The organism is Sphingobacterium sp. UBA3519, from assembly GCF_002377215.1.
Taxonomy (GTDB): Bacteria; Bacteroidota; Bacteroidia; order Sphingobacteriales; family Sphingobacteriaceae; genus Sphingobacterium; species Sphingobacterium multivorum.
In genome coordinates this window covers 141,566-160,381 of the sequence record NZ_DFPI01000018.1, presented here as the reverse complement: position 1 = coordinate 160,381, position 18,816 = coordinate 141,566, and the positions used below count along the sequence as shown (strand labels likewise).

Genomic DNA, 18,816 nt, shown 5'->3' with positions numbered 1-18,816 from the left:
CCACTATATTTTATGCAGTTAGTTTGTTACACGCAATTGCGCAAAGTTCACATAATTTAGCACAGTGCTGGCAATGTTCATGTGGATGCATAAAGCACTCCTCTGCACAGAGTGTACATAATTCAGCGCAAGTCTTGATAAGTCGTCGGCTATAGTAACTTTCCATAGCAAGAAGTTCGGCCACTGCTTTACAAACGACTGCGCATTCCATATCCAATGCAATACATTTTGCCATGGCTTGAAGGTCACTTTCTTTTGTGCAAGCATTCGCACAGGTATGGCAAGCAGTAACACATTGCCAACAGGCTTCTATACACGATTGTTCGATTGAATTTATCATAAGTTTGTCGTTTTGTCTCGCTGATTGCGCCTTACATAACTGACTTGGCAGCTTTGATGCTATCTTCTAAATAGCCCATTATACCGTCATGATCAGCTTGGGTAATTTTGCCATTCCTTAAATTTTCCAAAACATCTTTTTTAATTCGAGCGATGGCTTGTTCTTTTTCCATCGCTTCTACTGCTGTCTTTGCATTGATTCGATCGACAATGATTTTGCCGAGTTTGTTGTATATCCTTTCAGCTTCCTTATTGGACAACGCTGGAGCTGGAATCCCAGCAACAGCCTCGTTAGCAGCAGCTATATTTGCATAAATGACTGCTTCGGTATTCTTTGCTGCCGCAGCTTCAGCTCTCGCTATAGCTTGTTCACTGGCTGCCGCTGCTTTATGTTCGGCCTCCTCCATATGACGGGAAGCTTTTTCCTGAGGAGTTTTATGATTACACGATATCAACAGCAGACTGGTTATTAAGGAAAAGAAAAAGATGTTATTACATATCATGACCTACGCTCTTAATTAAGTATTTGATTATTTTAAATAGAACAGGTCTCAGAAGTAAATGGTTTGTCAATTAAATGAAACAGTTGCATTTAACTAAACTTGGTTAGAGAAATGGTTTTATGATACAAAATGATGTTCAATTGATACAATATTACCGGCAATTGAGCGATTAATTATTGAATTTTAGATATCTGTATACCAAATAGCTATTCAATTCAATGAACAAAATATACCTTTTAATTAGTGCCCTTTTTCTGTCTTTTGTACAGACGACAATCGCACAGCATACCACAGCAGTATCGATAGGAAAGGCGAATATTCCAATAGACGGAATTTTTCAGGCTGATCCAACCGTATTCTTTTACGGGGGATATTATTATCTGTATGGTACGAATGGAGATTCTGAAGAACAGCAGGGGTTTAAAGTGTATCAATCTACAGATTTGAAACATTGGAAGGTCCCGGCAGGCACAACTTCAGGTTTTGCCCTTTTAAAAGGAGATGCTTTTGGATCGACGGGATTTTGGGCGCCACAGGTATGGTTTGAAAAGGGTAAATTTTATATGGCTTATACAGCAGATGAGCATATAGCAATTGCAGTTAGTGATAGCCCTGTAGGTCCTTTTAAGCAAACTTCCAAAGCACCACTTGAAGTCGGGCAAAAGCAGATAGATCCATTTGTATTCAGCGATCGCAATGGGAGGAAATACCTGTTTCATGTCAGATTAACGCAAGGAAATAGAATTTTTGTCGCCGAATTAAAGTCCGATTATTCGGGAATAAAAGGAGAGACGCTAAAAGAATGTGTCCATGCGGAATTACCCTGGGAAAATACAGCAAATGCAGAGTGGACGGTTACCGAAGGTCCTACTGTTATCCAGCAAGGCCAGTATTATTATATGTTTTATTCGGCAAATGATTTTCGAAATAAAGACTATGCTGTCGGCGTGGCAATCGCGGATAATGTCTATGGGCCTTGGAAAAAACTGGAAGGTCAGCCGGCATTAAGCCGAAAAAATAGCGGTTTTGCCGGAACTGGACATGGCGACGTTTTCAAAAAAGGAAAGCAATGGTATTATGTCTGTCACACACACTTTTCAGATGAAAAAGTGGCACCTCGGAGAACCGCTATCATACCGTTTAATTTTGCATCAACTGGTGATGGTATTCCGGTTCCTCGGTTTGATACCGCAAAGTTTCGCTTCCTGGCTACAGATCAGGGATTGACCCGTAATGGAAAATCCTATCAAACGGATGTAGCCTTTGGCGATCCCTTTATTGTATTTGATCCCCCTACCGATCGATATTATTTATATGGCACAGGTGGAACTGAAAACGGCTTTATTGCTTATAGTTCCAAAGATCTGAAAACATGGACGAAGGAAAGGAAAGTATATGATGCCAACCAGCCTAATGGCTGGGGAGAAAAAGATTTTTGGGCGCCTGAAGTTTACCGGGTCAATAACAAATACTATATGTATTATAGCGCCCATTGGAAAGATAATCCAAAACAACATATTGAAAACTATCGCATCGGGGTAGCTGTGGCGGATAGTCCCTTAGGGCCATTCAAAGACCTTACTGGAAAACCTATTTTTGATCCGGGATATCCAATTATTGATGCGAACGTTTTTAGAGATACCGACAATAGGAATTATCTGTTTTATTCGCGTTGTTGCTATGAGCATCCGGTGGAGTCGGAGGTTGCGGATTGGGCGAAGCAGAAGTATGGCTATAGCAGGATCGAAGAGAGCTGGGTGTATGGTGTTGAATTGGACAGCAGTATGACTAAAACGATCGGGGACCCAGTCCTTTTAATGCGACCTCCAGTTTCGATGAATGACGCACAGGCTGAATGGGAGAGTAGGTCAGTCACTTCGGGTGAGATAAATAGACGATGGACAGAAGGTTCTTTTCTAATGAAAAAAAACGGACAATATTATATGATGTATTCCGCCAACTATTTTGCTGGAGCCAATTATGCGGTAGGCTATGGAACGGCAACTGCCCCATTGGGAAGCTATGAAAAGTCACCTGCTAACCCAATCATTGAAAAAAATATCCATAGCGGGGGAGTAATTTCGGGTACCGGACACAATAGCCTATTTAGCGATAGAGAAGGAAAGCTCCGCTGTGTGTATCACGGACGTACTATAAAAACGGGTGATAAACGCATGGTGTTTATCAGCGACGTTTTCTTTAATGAAAATGGCCAATTGCATATCGTTACAGATTGACCCACGGGTCAATCTGTCTTTTTGGGTATTGCCGGATTTTCGACATTTTCATCCCAAGCAGCGGACGAGGCCGCTCTAGCACTTGTTCCGTCGCTTGTTTGTGTCTTTTTATGGGCATAATTGACATTTTCTTCTTCTTCAGGATCGGTTTCATCCACGTCCGGTTCAGGACGCTCAATTGGATCAGTATCATTGGGATCCGGAATAGTATGTTGCCCGAATAATCCTTTACGATACCATATGTTACTAAAGTAATAGGCAATAATCAAACCTCGTTTTACTACTGCATGTTGCAATATCTCTTCCATGTTTTCGATTTCGTTTAAGTGGTACAACCCTCTTTATTCGCGTTGTATTCTCTCGAATAATGAACAATATCAGCAAGGAAATAGTTTGCGAGATTTCAGGATGCTGCATCAGGTTAATTGAGCAACATTTGTTCGGGAAATGGCTTAACAATTGGAAAGTAAAGATGAACTGTTGTACCCAAACCGACTTCCGATTCAATTTTTATATTTCCTCCCAACCGCTCCATAATGCGCTTTACGAGTGAAAGACCAATGCCCGTACCGGGTATGGAGCCCACGTTATCCGCCCTTGTAAACATTTCGTATATGTGCGGTAGGTGTTCACTGGGTATGCCAATTCCATTATCCTTGATTTGATAATGGGTATAATCATCTTCATGCGAACTATCTATGGATACCACAGGGCTGTCCGACTGGGCTGAATATTTTATAGCGTTGATAATTAAATTGGAAAAAATTTGATAAGCGGCACTTTTCTCGCCCCAAATAGGCAATAATGTACCAAAAGTGGGCCGACAATTATTGACGTTATATAGAATACTGTTTTCTTGGAATATACGCTGAATGGTGTAGGCCATTGGAAGTGGCTCTTTGTCTAAAATGCTGGATCGGTGTTGACTTAATTGTACCATATTGTTGATAATATCCTCAATGTTGGTGACACTTCGGCTGAAATTCTGATACCATTTATTGATTTTTTTAAAATCGATATTGTCGGGGTGTTGCTGAAGAAATTGTATGCCCATTTTTAAGATGGACAGCGGGTTTTTCAAATCGTGGGAAAGCGTATGGGTAAACATTTCCAATTCATTGTTTAAGCTGAGAAGTTCGTCATTGAGGAGCTGGCGTTCTTTCAATTTCGCAAAGATGGATTCTTTGATGATTTGATTTAAGCGAAGCACAAAGTTAATTTCAGCATCATTCCATGGCTTGGCAACATCATAACGCGTATCTTCCCAGATTTTGAGCTGCTTTTTACCATCCTGTTCTTCTTTTAACTCCATTTGCATGACCTGACTGCTATTTTCTCTTCTAAACCAAACGATGTAATAATCGTTCTCCAAGCCTACCTTTAAATACATTAGACCGGCAAAACCAAGCTTTTCTTTAAAGTTTTCTTGATGATTTAGACGAAAGTTGTAGTCTTTAAAGAGGGCTTTGTCGGTATGTTTCTGCAGGAATTGAATGAGTTCATAAAACTGTGCTTTAGGAGGAGACTGCCCATAGCTAAAAACGTCGCCCTGATTGAAAATCGCCAAACCGTCTGCATCCACAAGCTGAGTTAGGATGTCCATATGTTGTATCAAGGCACAATTTACCATCTTATTTTCAGAGAGACTTTTCTTTAATTCTTCTTCTGCGAGCTTTAGAAGCTCTGTTCTTTCCAAGAGATTCTGTTTGACATGACTTTCATATTTGCTGGTTGCCGCCTGGATGGCAAACGTGCATAGTTTTCGTTGTTGTAGGTCGACCACACGCTTTTCGTTATGCTGCGCAACCACAAGTCCCCAAAAATCATCATCAATACAGATTCGAAAAAAAAGGGCACTTTGAACATTTATTTCTTTCAAAAAAAGTTGATGGAGTTCAGGCAGAGGAGATAATAGGCTCGAAAGGGGATCGATGGACTCATCTTTATAATAGAATTCTTGTCCCTGATCGTCCATGTTGGGAGCGTATCGATACGAATAACCGCGATAATAAGACAAGACTTCCTCGGGCATAAAATCTTTGGAGAATTCCTTGCCTTTGAAAGAAGACCGTCCATTTGCCGTATGCTCAGCAATCACCGAACTATACCCTGTTTCTTGAATTTGCAAAACGAAAACAAGATCATAATTCAATATCTTGTTGATGGCCGAACAAACGCGATTCCAATTATTTGGCTGAATGGTATCCAACAAAAAATTGAGTTCGTTAATTTTTTTAGCGGGAATATATTTTTTATGCTGTTGTTCCCATTCAATGTAAAGATATTCATCATGTCTACGTAATTTTACATAAACCCGGTCGTTTTTAATTTTAATGGGTAAAATGTGGCGCGACTGTCCGTTTTCAAGAAGTTCCATCACAGCATTCCTCACTTTTAACAAAGCTTCGCTGAAGATATGGCCAAAGCTATGAAAAAAATGAGTTCCTAATAGAGCTTCACTGGTATAATGTTCTTTTACGACAGACTCCGTTACTCCGACGATCGTAAAGTGCCGATCTAAAATGACCAGTTTGCCAAAAGATTGAAGCTTAATAGCGGTTTGATTGCTCGATTGGATTGTATGATTCATAGTACCCCAAAACTCCTAATGTATACATAAATGTACGAAAAAAAATTACGACAACATAGATCGAATCTTTAATATTAGAACGTTGGAAAGTAGATAAAATTGCTTTATTGGCTTCTTTTTACTTTGGAATTAAAAATGGTACCATTTTCTCACATGTAACATACTATAAATGGGCATTAAATTCTTTGGCAACAGCATTCGCCATTCCTTTAATTAATGATTTCCACTGCGGATAGGAGGCTCCTATTTTCGCCGCCAAACCGACGAGATAGTTCCGAACATTATCGCTAAAATTTTCATTGTCAACGTTTATGATCTCGTTTCTGCCAGCATATTGAAACAATATACTGTTTCTACGCTGTTCGATCAGGAAAGTTGACGATGAAATTCCTTCGAAAAAATGAGCTGTATTTTTATCGCCGGGATGGCTTGGATCGGGACAAGGCTTTAAGGTTAGGGCAAAAACTTTATAATCATCGGTTTTGTCTAGCATGAGGTTAACGACATGCACCCAGTCATAACCACCGCTACTTGGAAGTCCCGGTCCGGGGATATCCAGTCTGATATAATCATGTAATTCGAGTAAGCGATCTATCGGTGTACCATAACCGCCTGTCAATTGAAATGTGGTAGCGGGTAATTGGGCTAACGTGTACCAATGGTTGACCTTTCTCAGGTTCTCTACGCCCAATTCAAATGCTAAGTTAGCGATATCTTCACTTGCAAATTCAAGTGATTCAAAACAATCAAGTCTTTTCCCTTCTTTTTGTTCCGGTATGATATTTTTCATCGTTTTTCCATTTATGTTTAAAATACTGGATTTCTTATTCCTGCTTTTAGCTTCCTTGAAGGTAGCTAAGCCACCTAGGTTTTTATGTCGGTGCGTCTTAACCCAAGCTCGCTTTTAGTTTGGCAAGGAGATCGTCTGCTTTTGTATGCTCAACTTTCATTTTTCGGATGGTTGGGCGTTTTCCCTTGTCTTTTTGCTTGATAATTTTTAGGAGCTCGTCCATGTATTCATTTTTATATTTACTAATATCAAAGGACTTACTGTGCTGCTCAATCAGCTGTGTCGCCATGTCCATTTCCACCTTTTGAATTTTTATTGTAGTGGGCAATTTAAGGTCGTCCAAGCCCCTAATCTCCTGCTGATAGCGAATTTTATTCAATACCAATGCATTACGATAGGGTTTTATAAGGGCTAGATGTTCGACATTTCGCATCACAAATGCTCCTAAACCCGCCATTTTTGTTTTTTCTAAAGCTTTGACAAGCAGCTGATAAGCTTTCTCACCGCCCTTCTGTGGTTCGAGGTAATAAGGTGTTTCAAAATAAATACTGTCAACATCCATCAGTTTTACAAATGCATGCAGATTGATAAGTTTTGATTTCTCCGGACTTGCATCTTCAAAATCGGCGTCTTCCAAAACTACATAGTGGTCTTTCATAAAGTATCCTTTAACAATATTGTCCCACTTTACTTCTTTACCAGTCTGTTCATTTACCCGTTTGAATTTAATATTGGATAAATCTTTACGATCAAGCATGTCCAAATCGAGACTTGCATTTTCAGTTGCACTATATAATTTTATGGGAATATTAACTAAGCCAAAACCAATAGCCCCTGTCCAAATTGCACGCATATGTTGTCCATTTATTGCTAATACGATAACCTTCGCTATGGAGGAATGGTTTGAAATTTAATAAAATAGCTGGCAAACTATTCCTAAAGGAATCGGTTATATACTGTAAAGCTGCTATTATTATCATGGATTTAAAGTCAAATGAGCCATTTTGGTTGGTGAAGAATGGTCTCTTAAATACCTATCCTTCCTTACAAAAAGATATAAGCTGTGATGTACTTATTGTAGGAGGGGGGATCACCGGAGCCTTGATTGCGCATCAATGTATGGCCGATGGAAAGAAATGTGTTCTTATAGATAAGCGGGAAATTGTGAATGGGAGTTCGGCGGCAACAACTTCCATGTTACAATATGAGATTGATATTCCCTTATATAGATTAAAGGAATTAATCGGCATTCAGGGGGCAATTGCGAGCTACCGAGCCTGTGGAGAAGCGATTGATAAATTAGGTAGACTTGCCAAGAAAATCCGATCGAAAGCTGGTTTTAGAAGCAAACAGTCACTCTACTATGCGGCAAAGAAAAAGGATATAGCTTGGCTAAAGGTGGAGTTCGAAGCAAGGCAAGAAGCTGGCTTCGACGTCAAGTGGCTGACGGAGCGGGATATCAGGGAACGTTATGCAATGTGCGGTGCTTATGGGGGTATACTTTCGGATCTAGGGGCAAGCATTGACGCCTTTTGTTTCACACACGAACTATTGGCATATAATGTTAACCGAGGGTTATCTATTTTTGACAAAACAGCGTTGGAAAAAGTGTTTTATAAGTCTGGTTATAATTCAGCGATTACTTCAACAGGGGCTAAAATCAAAGCGGAAAAGATTATCTATTGTACAGGATACGAAACAACAAATCTCATTTCCGAAAAATTTGTTGACCTGCTAAGCACATTTGCTATTGTATCGGAAGCTGATAAAGAACATAATCAGCTATATCGCGACCTTCTCATCTGGAATACGGCCACGCCCTATTTGTATATGCGAACAACAGACGACGATAGGTTTCTGATTGGAGGAGAAGATGAGACCTTTAGAGATCCCATCAAGCGAGATGAGCTCATTGCAAAGAAGTCTCATAAGTTAGCGCAGTCATTTAATAAAATTTTTGTCGATAAAACCTTCCGCACTGATTTTACTTGGGCAGGTACATTGGGGACGACCAAAGATGGATTACCTTATATCGGAGAACATAGAAAGTTCAAAAATTCATATTTTGTATGTGGCTTCGGCGGAAATGGTATAACCTTTTCTGTTGCAGCAATGGAGATGGTTGCGAGTTGGCTTCATAAGCTAAACCATCCATTGGAAGAATGGTTTAGATTTGGCCGGTAATTTCCTGCTTAGCCATGCTTACGTAAAAATCGGAATACTCTCTCTTCAAGCTTCGCTAGTGGTAATTTATCTTTTATAAAGGGGAACTTTGCTTCCATAAATACCTGTTGTATGGCCGGATGGATATAATAAGTCTGCGAAACAGACTTCGTATTACCAAGTTGCTCTGCAACCTTCTTGATGACGCTATTTAATTGTCTTTTCCGTGCACTGAGTGATTCCGCCTGTTTTATTTGCGCAAGCTGATAAAAGGCTTCACGACTGGCGCCCCAAATGCGAATACTCTTGCAACTGATCTCACCTGTACAATTCTTCCGCAGATACTGATTAAAAGCGGAGCCACAGAAAGTGCTTTCGCAACTTGCACTATCCATTTGGAATATCCTTTTGCCTTTCATTTTTAGTAATTCTTCCAAAAGTTTAGCTTGTTGTTTGTTGGTCCAGGATTTCTGCTGGAAAACCCCCTTTTTACCTTTATAGGCTAGCGATATCTGATTGCCTTCAATGCTGACGTGTCTTTTTTCCAAAGTACTCAGCCCATACGATTTATTTGTCAGTGTATAACGCTTATTGCCAATACGAATCAATGTACTGTCCATTATTTTAAAAGCAACTGCACAAAGTTTATCCATGTCCCAAAATTCGTGTTTGAGGTGTTTGGAACTGATATTTCTCAACTCTTGTAAGTATTTACCCATATAGAGGATATTGCTAAACTTTGCAGCTTGCCGTTGGCCGACAAATTTGGAATGATAGATATATTGTTTGCGTCCTTTTTGGTCGAAGCCAAAAGCCTGTAAATCGCTTTTTGAGCTTTTAGCGATCCAAACATCTGTCCAATTTGGTGGAATAACGAGTTTTGCGATCCGCTCTAAAATCTTTTTATCGGACACTTCCTTTTCCGAAGCGTCGAAATATTTAAAAGACTTACCTACTTTTCTTCTTGTATACCCCGTTCTTGCTTTCATAGTGCATTTACCCTTGTAAAATATGTTGATAATAGGTTAAGACGTAGTGGCCTTGTCTCGTAACGTTTTAATATATTCGTGAGCTTCGAGCTGTATACCAAGTTGTTTTTCGATGAGCAGGAGCAGATCATGGCTGATTTCCCAGTCTTCATGGTCAACAACATCCTTATAGGTATGTGTAAAGGCATCTTCACCTTGCTCACAGCTGCATAGTAAACTCCTTTCATCATTTCCTGAAATGGCGGATTTTATCTCCATCCAAATTCTGAATAGCTTGCCACTGATCATCGTTCCTCCGATTGAGTCGTCTTCCCGCGGAGCTAGGTAGGGTTTTAATTCTTCAATAAATACCTCGGATTGGTTCATAAACTCAATAAAGGTGTTATTTAAATGTTCAAGATGGAGGCGTGTGGCTATTTCTACAGCTTTCTGATAGCCTGCAATCCGATCGTTGTTGATCTGTATAAGGTCGCTGATTAATGTACGATCATTTATCGTATTGTTTTCCATTTAATGTCGGCTTTGTGAATTTCTATTTTTCACTTAAGAACGCCTCAAGTAGCCCTGCAGTTTTGTGAAAGAACAGGATAGGTATAATTTCATCCATGAAGGCGATTTTATACTGCGTACCATCAGTAGATTGTTGCACGATAGCTGGAGCGAAACGCAAAAAAAAAACGGCTGCTTTAAATTGCTAAAGCAGCCGTTGGACGGTAATTGCTATCTTTATTTTTTATTAAAAGAAGTTTTTTTACCTTTTTCCGTATCGACCTTAATCTGTTTCTTGTCTACTGATTCCGAAACTTCTGGTTGAACAATGGTTTTGCTATTTCCTTTTCCTATCGGACCGCCGCAGATAATTAGCGCAATGACCATTGCTTGCTGATCATTTATTTTAACTCTTGATTTCATATGTTTACCATTTAACGAATTGTTGTGATGTCGGTTAGCTGCTTCTAGATAGATAACCCTAGAACCACCTTTTTGTTTTTTATTTGAGCCTGTAAATTTTAAGTTGCTTTTGAAGTTTCTTTCTTGTCATGTGGATCCTGGTTTTTATAGTGCCTTCGGGCATGTCAAAATAAGAGGCTATCTCATGATACTTGTATCCTTCGAGAAATAATTGAAACACTTGATAATTTTCTTCCGATAAACTGCACATCGCTTTTTCAATATCATCCGCGATGAATTTATTGTCACTTTTATTTGTTTCTATTGTGTTGGTACTTTCGAGACCGATGTAGGTTTCGTGGATATCATTCGTACGCTTCGCTTTGCGGTATTGATTGATGTATACATTTTTCATAATAACGTAAAGCCAAGACATTAACTTGGGGTGACGGATAAAATCATCGATCGATTTTAATGCGCGGATAAGTGTTTCTTGAATCAAATCCTCTTTTTCATCAGGATCATTGGTGAATTTTCCCGCGAAATGTTTCAAAAGACTTCTTTTTTCTTCGACTAACAAATTTAAATTGGAATTGTTCATAGTACCTTTTGTTAAATTGACTGATGTGTATTCGATAAACAGAGGTACAATTAAAGTGCTAGTTTTGCGATTTAGAGGTCATCCAAACCTTGTTTAAACAGGTATATGGGAAAAATACGTAACGCTGCGTATCCTTGATTTTGTAGTAGAAACACTACAAAAAAGCGGGATTAAACGTGTCGCAATAAAATTTACTGCCATGAATAGCTTTTTTTAATTGGGTATTTGTTCCTAAAAAAAATGTCTTTATTACGGGTATTACCTGTTTTAATGCCATATACTAGTGTCCATTTTTTTAAGCAAGTTTTTGAATTTTTTGTTTTTATCAGCTTTTATTGAACTAATAAGCTTTGAATGTGGTTCTTATCGAAAAAGATTAACGCAAAATAAAATAGACTATGAAAAAGAGCAAAAGATTCACATTAACTTTAGGAGCGATATTATGCGCTACACTATTCTTTTCGTGCCAAAACTCGACCAAAAATCAAACTGAAGGAAGCGGTCAGTCAGACAACATTGCACCTACTGATGCCGACGAAACCCGGTATAATTTAAGCGAACAGCAAAAAATGACCATGCAGAAAGATACGAGTTTAGCAGACACACTTAGGAAAGACAGTATCAATAATAGTAAATCAAAACCGTAACCATCTCGTCGACCTATCAATATATCTGATAAAAAAACTCCCTTAATTAAGGGAGTTTTTTTGCTCTTTCTTTTGATCCGGATCAGCACCATAAATATCTTCTTCTGAATGGTCCGGTTGCTCTTTCTTTTGATCCTCTTCTGTATTAATTTTTTCTTTATTACTACGATCGCGTTGTTCTTCTTCGCTTGGATCAGGCCCCTCTGCATTTTCAGGATAGTATAGGTCAGGAGTTACGTCTTCTTGGGAAGGGACTTGAGGCTGCTTCCGTACAGAAGTACCATCGTCGGTACTTGGATCGTTGTCTAGAGGGTCTATTTCGTTCATGTACATGGAGTTTCTCCAATATGATTGTGAAATAGAATCACCAAATTGAATTGCTGTATTCATCATCTTTTTAATAAAGAACAGCAATTAAAACTGAATGGTTGTTTTTTTTATTAAAAAGTGGTATCCATATTTTAATGATAAATTTAAAACTTTTCATTTATTGACCTTGTTATTAAATTAAAGTAATTTAGAACATACATATATATGAAAAAATCGACACTTCTTTTATTAATAACTGCAGGTATTGGGTATCAGGCCTATGCGCAGAAAATTGAGACCACGCCACAGATGTCATCGGAGGTAGGCATCGAACCTATAAAGCAAGGAAACTGGATGGTCGGTGGATCGATCGGTAATCTAGGCTACAGCTTTGAAGCAAAATCGTTTAACATTGCACTTCAACCGAGAGCGGGCTATTTTGTTTCGGATGGTTTGGCCATCGGAGCGCAAGCCAACTTAGGTTTGGCCACGGTAAAGGATGCTGATAATGAATGGACATATGGGGTTGCACCTTTTGTACGCTATTACTTCCCCAATGCAGGTTCCACTACAGGGAGATTCTTTGGACAGGGAGACATCGGGATTTCGGGTAGCTCGAAAGGGAAAGATGTTGCACTGGCCGTAGGAGCGAATGTGGGTTATGCACATTTTATTACCAGGACAGTGGCTTTGGAAGCCACCTTCGGTTATAACTACAGTAAAGCCAATATCAATACGGGTAGTGGAGCGAGTGGATTGGGGGTAGGTTTGGGTTTTCAGATCTATCTGCCTGGCAAAAGATAGATTAATCTCGTACAGACTTAATAAAAGCATGTTTTCAAACCATAATGGTGAAAACATGCTTTTTTTATATAACGTGTTTATACTTGATACTGTGTATAAAAGACGCATTTTTGCTGGAATCAGCAAATGATGCAAACATTTAGACAATTACTGATGTTCCCTTTTTAAGAAAGGAGCAAATTACGATGACTGGAACAAAAAATATTGGGTTGGTACTAAAAGATAAAATGGGGAAATGGTCTTCTTATGATATACCATTGCTTAAGGAATGTCATCTAAATAATAAACTGGTCAAAAGTAACGAGCAGGAAGGTATTTTTGTGGTGGGAAGCTTGGCAACAGGATTATATATTTTCTCATTGTATAAGAACCGTTTTATAGATTTAATGGGTAAACAAATTGGGGTGGAAGAAATCTGTGAGCATTTTGATCGCTACAAACAGACCTTAATATAAGCGCCTGTAAATATAAGCACCGATAGCGCTTTCGAATGCTCAAACCGAAGGTGTTAACCTGACTTTTTAACACCTTCATGTTTGTTTTATGTTAGTGAAAAATTGGTTTATCCAATTTTATCGCTAGGCGGTAAACAGCATTCATCAATCCAACGTGGCTATAGGCTTGAGGGAAATTACCCCATTGGCTACCGTTATCTTCCGTAACATCTTCGCTGAACAGACCTAAGTGATTGCTGTAGGTCAGCAAACGTTCGAGAATCTCTTTCGCTTCTTCCACACGCCCTACGCAGGCCAAGGCTTCTACATACCAAAATGCACAGACCAAGAACGTGGATTTGGGGCGGCCAAAATCATCTTGATGCTTATACCGATAAAAAAGTCCATTTTCGCCTTTTAATTCTTTTTCCAGCATCTCGAGGTGATGACGTGCACGGTCCGATTTTGGGTCAAGATAATCCATAACAATAAGCTGTAAGGTGCTTGCATCTAAATTTCGGCTGTCTAATGCGTTTTGATAGACTTTTCGCTCCTCGTCATAACAAGCTTCAATGTAAGCTTCTGCCTTTTTTAGGAGAACATTCGCGCGATCCTCCATATCCTGATAACCATTTTGGCGTGCAATTAATAGGGCAGCTTTGCATCCAACCCATTGGAAAAGATTCGAATAGCAGTGATGGTTGGCAAAGTTCCGGAACTCCCAAATGCCGGCATCTTTTTCCTCGATTGTGGCTTCTATTTTTTCCAGAATAAAATTCACCCAGCCTAAGACATTTTTGTTTTCATGGATTTTAAAACGCTGATCAGTGAAAAGAGGCAACAATGCAATCATAGCCTGACCATAGACGTCATTTTGGATATGTTCAAACGCCTGGTTCCCGATTCGCACTGGACCGCTTTCCTGATATCCTTTTAGATAGGGTAAAATATGTTCCGTAAGCTCGGAATTGCCGAGAATACCGTACAATGGTTGAAGCCTTCCCGGATTACGATGTGTGATGCCGGCAATATAGTTTGCAAAGCTTTCCATTTCTTCAAATTGACCGATATGCGTCAGTGCCGTTAGCACATAGTAGCTATCCCGTACCCAGCAATAGCGGTAGTCCCAGTTTCTGCCAGAACCAGGGTACTCGGGCAAGCTTGTTGTTGAAGCTGCTATAATTGCTCCTGTGTCCTCATATTGATGGAGCTTTAGCACCAAAGCGGATCGAATAACTTCTGTTTGATAGATGTTGGGAATACTACATCTTTTAATCCATCGCTGCCAATAGCTAATTGTCTTATGGAGGAAATCTTCGCAGGTACCTGCGATAGCTGATTCGAAAGCAGCATCATAGGTCAATACAAGGTATTTATTCTCACTGATGATGGTCCAGCTCTCCTCTTGAAAGAAATGAGAAATGGGCAGATCCGTAGTAAGGCGAATTCGTTCCCCTATCTGGTCGTTACTGTACAGGATATGATTGCTTCCACGGGTTGGTTTAAGTGCCAATCGGCCATAGTCGCCAGTAGGATGACACCTAACGTTTACACTGGGGACCCCATATAAAGGTTCGATCTTCCGGACCAACATCAAAGGTTTAAAATATCGTCCGAATTGTTCAAATCGAGGGGCAAAATCCGTAACGCGATAGGCATAGGACGCTGTATGGATTTCCGTGCAGAGCACGTTGGAGTTTTTGATGTAGTATTGCTTGGTTTCGACAATAGGTTCCTCTGAGCTGATCTCAAAGCGCCCGCCTTGCTGTTTGTCGAGCATACTGCCAAATACAAAGCTATCTTCGAAAGAGGGCCAGCACAGCCAAGATATATTGGTATCCATACCGACATGCGCAATATAGGAACAATTGCCAATGATTCCAGATTGATAGGTATGTCTTTTTTCCATTGTATTTTCGTTCATTATTTTATGATAAGTTGATTCAAAAATTGAAGAACATCTTCTTGTTCATCCAGATAATATTTTGCCGCAGACTTATTGCTACCAACTTTAATACTTATCGTCGATTGAGGAAGATAACGGAATAGGTCTTCATCGGTAATGTCGTCGCCAATGGCCAACATAAAATCTGCTTTTATATGACCTGCAATTTCCAATGCTGCTTTACCTTTGTTAACTTCCGTATTTTTAACCTCAATGACCGCATTTCCGTCAAGTAACTGTAAGCCATAATCATTCAGCATCGGGTTTAAAATCTCTTTTAATTCAGTGGCTTTAAGTTCGCCCAAGCCTAATTCTACTTTTCTATAATGCCAGGCCAACGAATAAGGCTTGACTTCAATAAATGCGCCTGGAGTTTGGTCGGCCAATTTTTCCATCAATTTTTTTACTTCGGGCATCCAATGAAGTGCCAGTCCTTTTTTATATGACCAGTTGAAATTTGGGAAATTTGACCAAATGCCATGTTCGGCAACCAAATAGTAAGACCGACCGTCAAACCAAGACGATAAGCTTTCTTGCGAGCGCCCGCTTATGATGACCAAGGTATTAAGTGGGTCTGAAATAATATTATCCAAGAGGTTGTACAATAAGGTCGTCGGAGTTGCTTTTTGGGCGTGGTTCTGGAATTTGACCAAAGTGCCGTCATAATCCAGGAAAAAGAGCCTATTGCTGCTTTTACTGTATCGTTCCGAAATACTACTGAACACTTTATCTGAAATCCGCCTTGCCCATTCATCACGCTGGATGGCTTTGGTTTCAGCCAGGCGATTGGTAAATAGTTGCACCCAATGCTGTACATTAAACTTCTGTATAATCTGAATATTGGCATCGGTACGTTCCTGAACTTCTTCGGGCGGCATTTTAAGCGCTTGGTAAATACTGTCAGCAGTTTCCGTTCGATTATAGGGGTTGATAATCAAGGCGTCAACAAGTTCTTTGGAAGCGCCCGCAAACTCACTTAAAATCAACACACCTTTTGATAACGTTTTACTGGCGATATATTCTTTACTGACAAGATTCATCCCATCGCGCGTCGATGTAATCATGCAGATATCAGATGCAACATATAATCCAACCAGTTCCTCGAATGGAAGTGATTTGTAAAAATATAATACTGGCGTCCAGCTTAAATTTCCATAAATGGAATTGATTTCACTCACCTTTCGGTTAATCTCGTCTTTCAGCTTCTTATATTGCGACACTTTATCCCTTGATGGCACGATAAGCATATATAAGACAACTTTTGTATGCCATTCGGGGTATTTTTCAAGGAAGGTGAGAAAAGCACGTAATCGCTCTAATATCCCTTTGCTATAATCGAGCCTGTCGACCGATATAATAATCTTCTGGTCGGGAAAGTGGCTTCGAAATTGGCTTGCAATGGATTGAATTTTTGGTTGATGGCTGACTTGGACGAATTTATCAAAATCAATGCCCATCGGAAAGGATTCCACAAAGATATGGCGATCTTTATATATCAGCTGATTATAACCAGATGATACATGCAGTATTTTTTTGCAGGCGTTTAGAAAGTTCTGGCTATCAGCGAACGTATGAAATCCGATGAGATCCGCACCCAATAAACCTTCGACCAATTCTTTACGTTGTGGAATGTTCATGAAGAGCTCTTCAGAAGGAAAGGGGATATGGTGAAAATAACCGATGTTGAGTGTTTGGTTTTCTGAACGCAGCAGTTGCGGGAGCAGCATAAGCTGATAATCCTGCACCCAGATAAAATCCGAAAGTTGATCGATGGAAAGAGCGGCTTCGCAAAATTTTTTATTCACTGTGACATACGTAGACCAATATTCGCGATCAAAATGAATGTAGCTCGGCTGATAGTGACAGATAGGCCAGAGAACCTCATTGGAATAACCTTCGTAGAAATTGCGGATTTCATCTTTTGATAAGAAAACAGGAAGTAAGCTCATCGGTTTGAGAAGCTCAACAATCTTTTCTTTTTCCTCTTCATCTTTCGGAACGATTCCCGGCCAGCCAACCCAGAGTATTTCGTCGCTATCAAAAGCGGAGTTTAACCCAGTTGCAAGTCCACCCGCACTCGGCTTGATGATTAATTTTTCTTTTTTTCGTTCTATTTGTATCGGCAGTCTATTTGAAATTATTATTTTCTTCTTTTTCTTCATAAGAATATTAGATCGATTTATTTGCAGTGTGGAAGAGTTATATTGACTATAACGATGGGCTTGTCATCCACTATCTGAACAACCTCGGCGAAGAATAGTTTCGATAAATTCAAATTAGAAGGACGGTAGGGGCAGCTGTTGAAGAAAGAACAAGGTAGTTTATTGGAATAATGCTGGGGAATTTGGGCAGCGGTACGGCCCAAATAGCAACAAAAAAGACCTCTATTTCTACAGGTCTTTTTGTTATCTCATTAACTTACGATATAGGGACAGCAGCAGCTTTTTCGTGATTCAATTTTTTCATAAATTGATCGAGGATGTCTCCTAATCTCCCTGAAATTTCCCCTAAAATGCTTTCCCAATCTTTAACGGTACCATCACAATTGTCTGAAACAATTTTAATGCTATGAAAGGTGAGATTTTTTTGAAAACAGAAATTCGCTAGGGCATAAGATTCCATATCAAATGCCAGAGGATTAAAATGTTTGATATCCTGATAAAAAGCCGTATTTACATTGATAAAACGATCCGATGTCAAGAGTGCATCTTCGTAACGAAATTCATCGCGTGAAATGGATTCCAAAATCCCTTGCCCTTTAAAAAACAAGGTGTTTTCCAGAAAAAAACCATCTGTATACGCGTCTCCTTGCGCATAGTATGCCGGATAAAGAACATGTCCTATCGGATGTCTTGTACAGCCCACAGTGCCCACATTGAGAAGAATAGGATTGATCCCTAAAGCTTTGATGTCTTCATAAAGCGTAGCAACGGCTAGGAGAGCATTTACTTTACCTACACCAATTTCGTAGACAAAAGTCGATTCAATGGTCGGATTAAAAGATAGCTCATTTTTATTTGCTACCAAGATAATCGTTTCAATATCTTTATTCAGGATCATTTAGTTTTCTTCAATATATGGATACTCAAAAGCCAATTCTCCGGCAGTTATCAGATTTAAGAAGTTAACACAAGCCTGCTTTGAGGTGGGAAAATCCATAAATGTGTAGTTTCCGCAGCTAATCGGGTTTTGGAAAGGTACTTCGTATCCTTCTGTAAGAATAGTCTCTAATACTTCTTTCATCAATTCCGCCACATTCTGAGGAGTTTTCGCTGTTCCAGCCAATACAACATAAAATCCCGTGCAACAGCCCATTGGTCCAACATAAATAACCTCATCACCTAAGATGGTTCTAATTTCTGTTGCAAAACAATGCTCTAAGGTATGCATGACTTCAGGCGATAGCATACGCTCAGGAGAATTCGGTCTGATCATGCGAATGTCGTAAGTTGTATAACTTTCAACATTGCTGTTATTGGTGGTAGAAGCTTTAGCGTAGATCCCTTGTTTTAATTTGGTATGATCTACCGTAAAACTATTTACTTTTGCTTTTTCTTTTGTGTACATCTTGTTC

Annotated in this window: 20 protein-coding genes; 5 read left to right on the top strand and 15 right to left on the bottom strand. The window is 39.5% G+C overall.

The features are described from left to right. Positions 1-18: 18 nt before the first annotated feature. Both B3297_RS08965 and B3297_RS08960 read right to left on the bottom strand, forming a co-directional pair. A complete protein-coding gene (locus tag B3297_RS08965) occupies positions 19-267 on the bottom strand; it encodes a hypothetical protein (protein ID WP_286778797.1) in 249 nt (82 codons plus the stop codon). Between the two features lie 104 nt (positions 268-371). After that, entirely contained in the window at positions 372-842 is a 471-nt protein-coding gene (locus B3297_RS08960) for a hypothetical protein (RefSeq protein WP_286778796.1), read from the bottom strand. Between the two features lie 218 nt (positions 843-1,060). On the opposite strand from B3297_RS08960, the gene B3297_RS08955 reads away from it, so the two are divergent. Beyond that, positions 1,061-3,079, top strand: coding sequence for a glycoside hydrolase family 43 protein (locus tag B3297_RS08955; protein WP_070563913.1), 2,019 nt, complete (start codon positions 1,061-1,063; stop codon positions 3,077-3,079). An 8-nt stretch (positions 3,080-3,087) separates the two neighbouring features. Here the strand turns inward: B3297_RS08955 and B3297_RS08950 are convergent, their stop codons facing one another. The 4 genes from B3297_RS08950 to B3297_RS08935 form a co-directional block, all read right to left on the bottom strand. Then, complete coding sequence (locus B3297_RS08950) at positions 3,088-3,387, bottom strand: hypothetical protein (RefSeq protein ID WP_046673508.1); 300 nt, start codon at positions 3,385-3,387, stop codon at positions 3,088-3,090. A gap of 113 nt (positions 3,388-3,500) precedes the next feature. Then, positions 3,501-5,669, bottom strand: a complete 2,169-nt coding sequence (locus tag B3297_RS08945) for an ATP-binding protein (RefSeq protein WP_070563918.1) — start codon at positions 5,667-5,669, stop codon at positions 3,501-3,503. Between the two features lie 163 nt (positions 5,670-5,832). Next, positions 5,833-6,459 carry a hypothetical protein gene (locus tag B3297_RS08940; RefSeq protein WP_286778795.1) on the bottom strand — a complete coding sequence of 209 codons (627 nt, stop codon included), beginning with the start codon at positions 6,457-6,459 and terminating at the stop codon, positions 5,833-5,835. Between the two features lie 97 nt (positions 6,460-6,556). Further along, positions 6,557-7,312, bottom strand: a complete 756-nt coding sequence (locus B3297_RS08935; RefSeq protein ID WP_070563924.1) for a Ku protein — start codon at positions 7,310-7,312, stop codon at positions 6,557-6,559. Positions 7,313-7,437: 125 nt separating this feature from the next. On the opposite strand from B3297_RS08935, the gene B3297_RS08930 reads away from it, so the two are divergent. Then, positions 7,438-8,643 carry an NAD(P)/FAD-dependent oxidoreductase gene (locus B3297_RS08930; RefSeq protein ID WP_286778794.1) on the top strand — a complete coding sequence of 402 codons (1,206 nt, stop codon included), beginning with the start codon at positions 7,438-7,440 and terminating at the stop codon, positions 8,641-8,643. Positions 8,644-8,651: 8 nt separating this feature from the next. Here B3297_RS08930 and B3297_RS08925 read toward each other — a convergent pair whose 3' ends face one another. From B3297_RS08925 to B3297_RS08910, 4 genes are all read right to left on the bottom strand, one after another. Beyond that, on the bottom strand, positions 8,652-9,611 hold the full coding sequence (locus tag B3297_RS08925) for a DNA topoisomerase IB (RefSeq protein WP_070563928.1): 960 nt from the start codon (positions 9,609-9,611) through the stop codon (positions 8,652-8,654). A 36-nt stretch (positions 9,612-9,647) separates the two neighbouring features. After that, on the bottom strand, positions 9,648-10,121 hold the full coding sequence (locus B3297_RS08920; RefSeq protein ID WP_070563930.1) for a PA2169 family four-helix-bundle protein: 474 nt from the start codon (positions 10,119-10,121) through the stop codon (positions 9,648-9,650). A gap of 216 nt (positions 10,122-10,337) precedes the next feature. Continuing rightward, the gene (locus B3297_RS08915) at positions 10,338-10,523 is read right to left on the bottom strand and encodes a hypothetical protein (RefSeq protein ID WP_286778793.1); all 186 of its coding nucleotides are present in this window, start codon (positions 10,521-10,523) and stop codon (positions 10,338-10,340) included. Between the two features lie 79 nt (positions 10,524-10,602). Continuing rightward, positions 10,603-11,103, bottom strand: coding sequence for an RNA polymerase sigma factor (locus B3297_RS08910; RefSeq protein WP_070563934.1), 501 nt, complete (start codon positions 11,101-11,103; stop codon positions 10,603-10,605). Between the two features lie 398 nt (positions 11,104-11,501). Between B3297_RS08910 and B3297_RS08905 the strand changes: the two genes are divergently transcribed. Then, on the top strand, positions 11,502-11,750 hold the full coding sequence (locus B3297_RS08905) for a hypothetical protein (protein ID WP_070563936.1): 249 nt from the start codon (positions 11,502-11,504) through the stop codon (positions 11,748-11,750). Positions 11,751-11,792: 42 nt separating this feature from the next. Here the strand turns inward: B3297_RS08905 and B3297_RS08900 are convergent, their stop codons facing one another. Continuing rightward, on the bottom strand, positions 11,793-12,143 hold the full coding sequence (locus B3297_RS08900; protein ID WP_147282038.1) for a hypothetical protein: 351 nt from the start codon (positions 12,141-12,143) through the stop codon (positions 11,793-11,795). Between the two features lie 141 nt (positions 12,144-12,284). On the opposite strand from B3297_RS08900, the gene B3297_RS08895 reads away from it, so the two are divergent. Both B3297_RS08895 and B3297_RS08890 read left to right on the top strand, forming a co-directional pair. Continuing rightward, complete coding sequence (locus B3297_RS08895; RefSeq protein WP_070563942.1) at positions 12,285-12,863, top strand: hypothetical protein; 579 nt, start codon at positions 12,285-12,287, stop codon at positions 12,861-12,863. Between the two features lie 185 nt (positions 12,864-13,048). Continuing rightward, positions 13,049-13,318, top strand: coding sequence for a hypothetical protein (locus B3297_RS08890; protein WP_046673496.1), 270 nt, complete (start codon positions 13,049-13,051; stop codon positions 13,316-13,318). 91 nt (positions 13,319-13,409) lie between these two features. On the opposite strand, the gene B3297_RS08885 is transcribed toward B3297_RS08890, so the two are convergent. From B3297_RS08885 to B3297_RS08870, 4 genes are all read right to left on the bottom strand, one after another. Next, positions 13,410-15,221, bottom strand: coding sequence for a glycoside hydrolase family 15 protein (locus B3297_RS08885; protein ID WP_070563945.1), 1,812 nt, complete (start codon positions 15,219-15,221; stop codon positions 13,410-13,412). Further along, positions 15,221-17,404, bottom strand: coding sequence for a bifunctional alpha,alpha-trehalose-phosphate synthase (UDP-forming)/trehalose-phosphatase (locus tag B3297_RS08880; RefSeq protein ID WP_115048735.1), 2,184 nt, complete (start codon positions 17,402-17,404; stop codon positions 15,221-15,223). The genes B3297_RS08885 and B3297_RS08880 overlap by 1 nt, the downstream gene beginning before the upstream one ends. A 256-nt stretch (positions 17,405-17,660) precedes the next feature. Then, positions 17,661-18,302 (bottom strand): hypothetical protein, encoded by a 642-nt coding sequence (locus B3297_RS08875; RefSeq protein ID WP_070563951.1) that lies wholly within the window; start codon positions 18,300-18,302, stop codon positions 17,661-17,663. Then, entirely contained in the window at positions 18,303-18,809 is a 507-nt protein-coding gene (locus B3297_RS08870) for an S-ribosylhomocysteine lyase (RefSeq protein ID WP_046673492.1), read from the bottom strand. Positions 18,810-18,816: the final 7 nt, after the last annotated feature.

What these genes read in the sequence shown, in the direction of transcription:
- B3297_RS08965 (WP_286778797.1), bottom strand. Translation starts at nt 267, where the DNA reads ATGCTTGCACAAAAGAAAGTGACCTTCAAGCCATGGCAAAATGTATTG.
- B3297_RS08960 (WP_286778796.1), bottom strand. Translation starts at nt 842, where the DNA reads ATGATATGTAATAACATCTTTTTCTTTTCCTTAATAACCAGTCTGCTG.
- B3297_RS08955 (WP_070563913.1), top strand. Translation starts at nt 1,061, where the DNA reads ATGAACAAAATATACCTTTTAATTAGTGCCCTTTTTCTGTCTTTTGTA.
- B3297_RS08950 (WP_046673508.1), bottom strand. Translation starts at nt 3,387, where the DNA reads ATGGAAGAGATATTGCAACATGCAGTAGTAAAACGAGGTTTGATTATT.
- B3297_RS08945 (WP_070563918.1), bottom strand. Translation starts at nt 5,669, where the DNA reads ATGAATCATACAATCCAATCGAGCAATCAAACCGCTATTAAGCTTCAA.
- B3297_RS08940 (WP_286778795.1), bottom strand. Translation starts at nt 6,459, where the DNA reads ATGAAAAATATCATACCGGAACAAAAAGAAGGGAAAAGACTTGATTGT.
- B3297_RS08935 (WP_070563924.1), bottom strand. Translation starts at nt 7,312, where the DNA reads ATGCGTGCAATTTGGACAGGGGCTATTGGTTTTGGCTTAGTTAATATT.
- B3297_RS08930 (WP_286778794.1), top strand. Translation starts at nt 7,438, where the DNA reads ATGGATTTAAAGTCAAATGAGCCATTTTGGTTGGTGAAGAATGGTCTC.
- B3297_RS08925 (WP_070563928.1), bottom strand. Translation starts at nt 9,611, where the DNA reads ATGAAAGCAAGAACGGGGTATACAAGAAGAAAAGTAGGTAAGTCTTTT.
- B3297_RS08920 (WP_070563930.1), bottom strand. Translation starts at nt 10,121, where the DNA reads ATGGAAAACAATACGATAAATGATCGTACATTAATCAGCGACCTTATA.
- B3297_RS08915 (WP_286778793.1), bottom strand. Translation starts at nt 10,523, where the DNA reads ATGAAATCAAGAGTTAAAATAAATGATCAGCAAGCAATGGTCATTGCG.
- B3297_RS08910 (WP_070563934.1), bottom strand. Translation starts at nt 11,103, where the DNA reads ATGAACAATTCCAATTTAAATTTGTTAGTCGAAGAAAAAAGAAGTCTT.
- B3297_RS08905 (WP_070563936.1), top strand. Translation starts at nt 11,502, where the DNA reads ATGAAAAAGAGCAAAAGATTCACATTAACTTTAGGAGCGATATTATGC.
- B3297_RS08900 (WP_147282038.1), bottom strand. Translation starts at nt 12,143, where the DNA reads ATGATGAATACAGCAATTCAATTTGGTGATTCTATTTCACAATCATAT.
- B3297_RS08895 (WP_070563942.1), top strand. Translation starts at nt 12,285, where the DNA reads ATGAAAAAATCGACACTTCTTTTATTAATAACTGCAGGTATTGGGTAT.
- B3297_RS08890 (WP_046673496.1), top strand. Translation starts at nt 13,049, where the DNA reads ATGACTGGAACAAAAAATATTGGGTTGGTACTAAAAGATAAAATGGGG.
- B3297_RS08885 (WP_070563945.1), bottom strand. Translation starts at nt 15,221, where the DNA reads ATGAACGAAAATACAATGGAAAAAAGACATACCTATCAATCTGGAATC.
- B3297_RS08880 (WP_115048735.1), bottom strand. Translation starts at nt 17,404, where the DNA reads ATGAAGAAAAAGAAGAAAATAATAATTTCAAATAGACTGCCGATACAA.
- B3297_RS08875 (WP_070563951.1), bottom strand. Translation starts at nt 18,302, where the DNA reads ATGATCCTGAATAAAGATATTGAAACGATTATCTTGGTAGCAAATAAA.
- B3297_RS08870 (WP_046673492.1), bottom strand. Translation starts at nt 18,809, where the DNA reads ATGTACACAAAAGAAAAAGCAAAAGTAAATAGTTTTACGGTAGATCAT.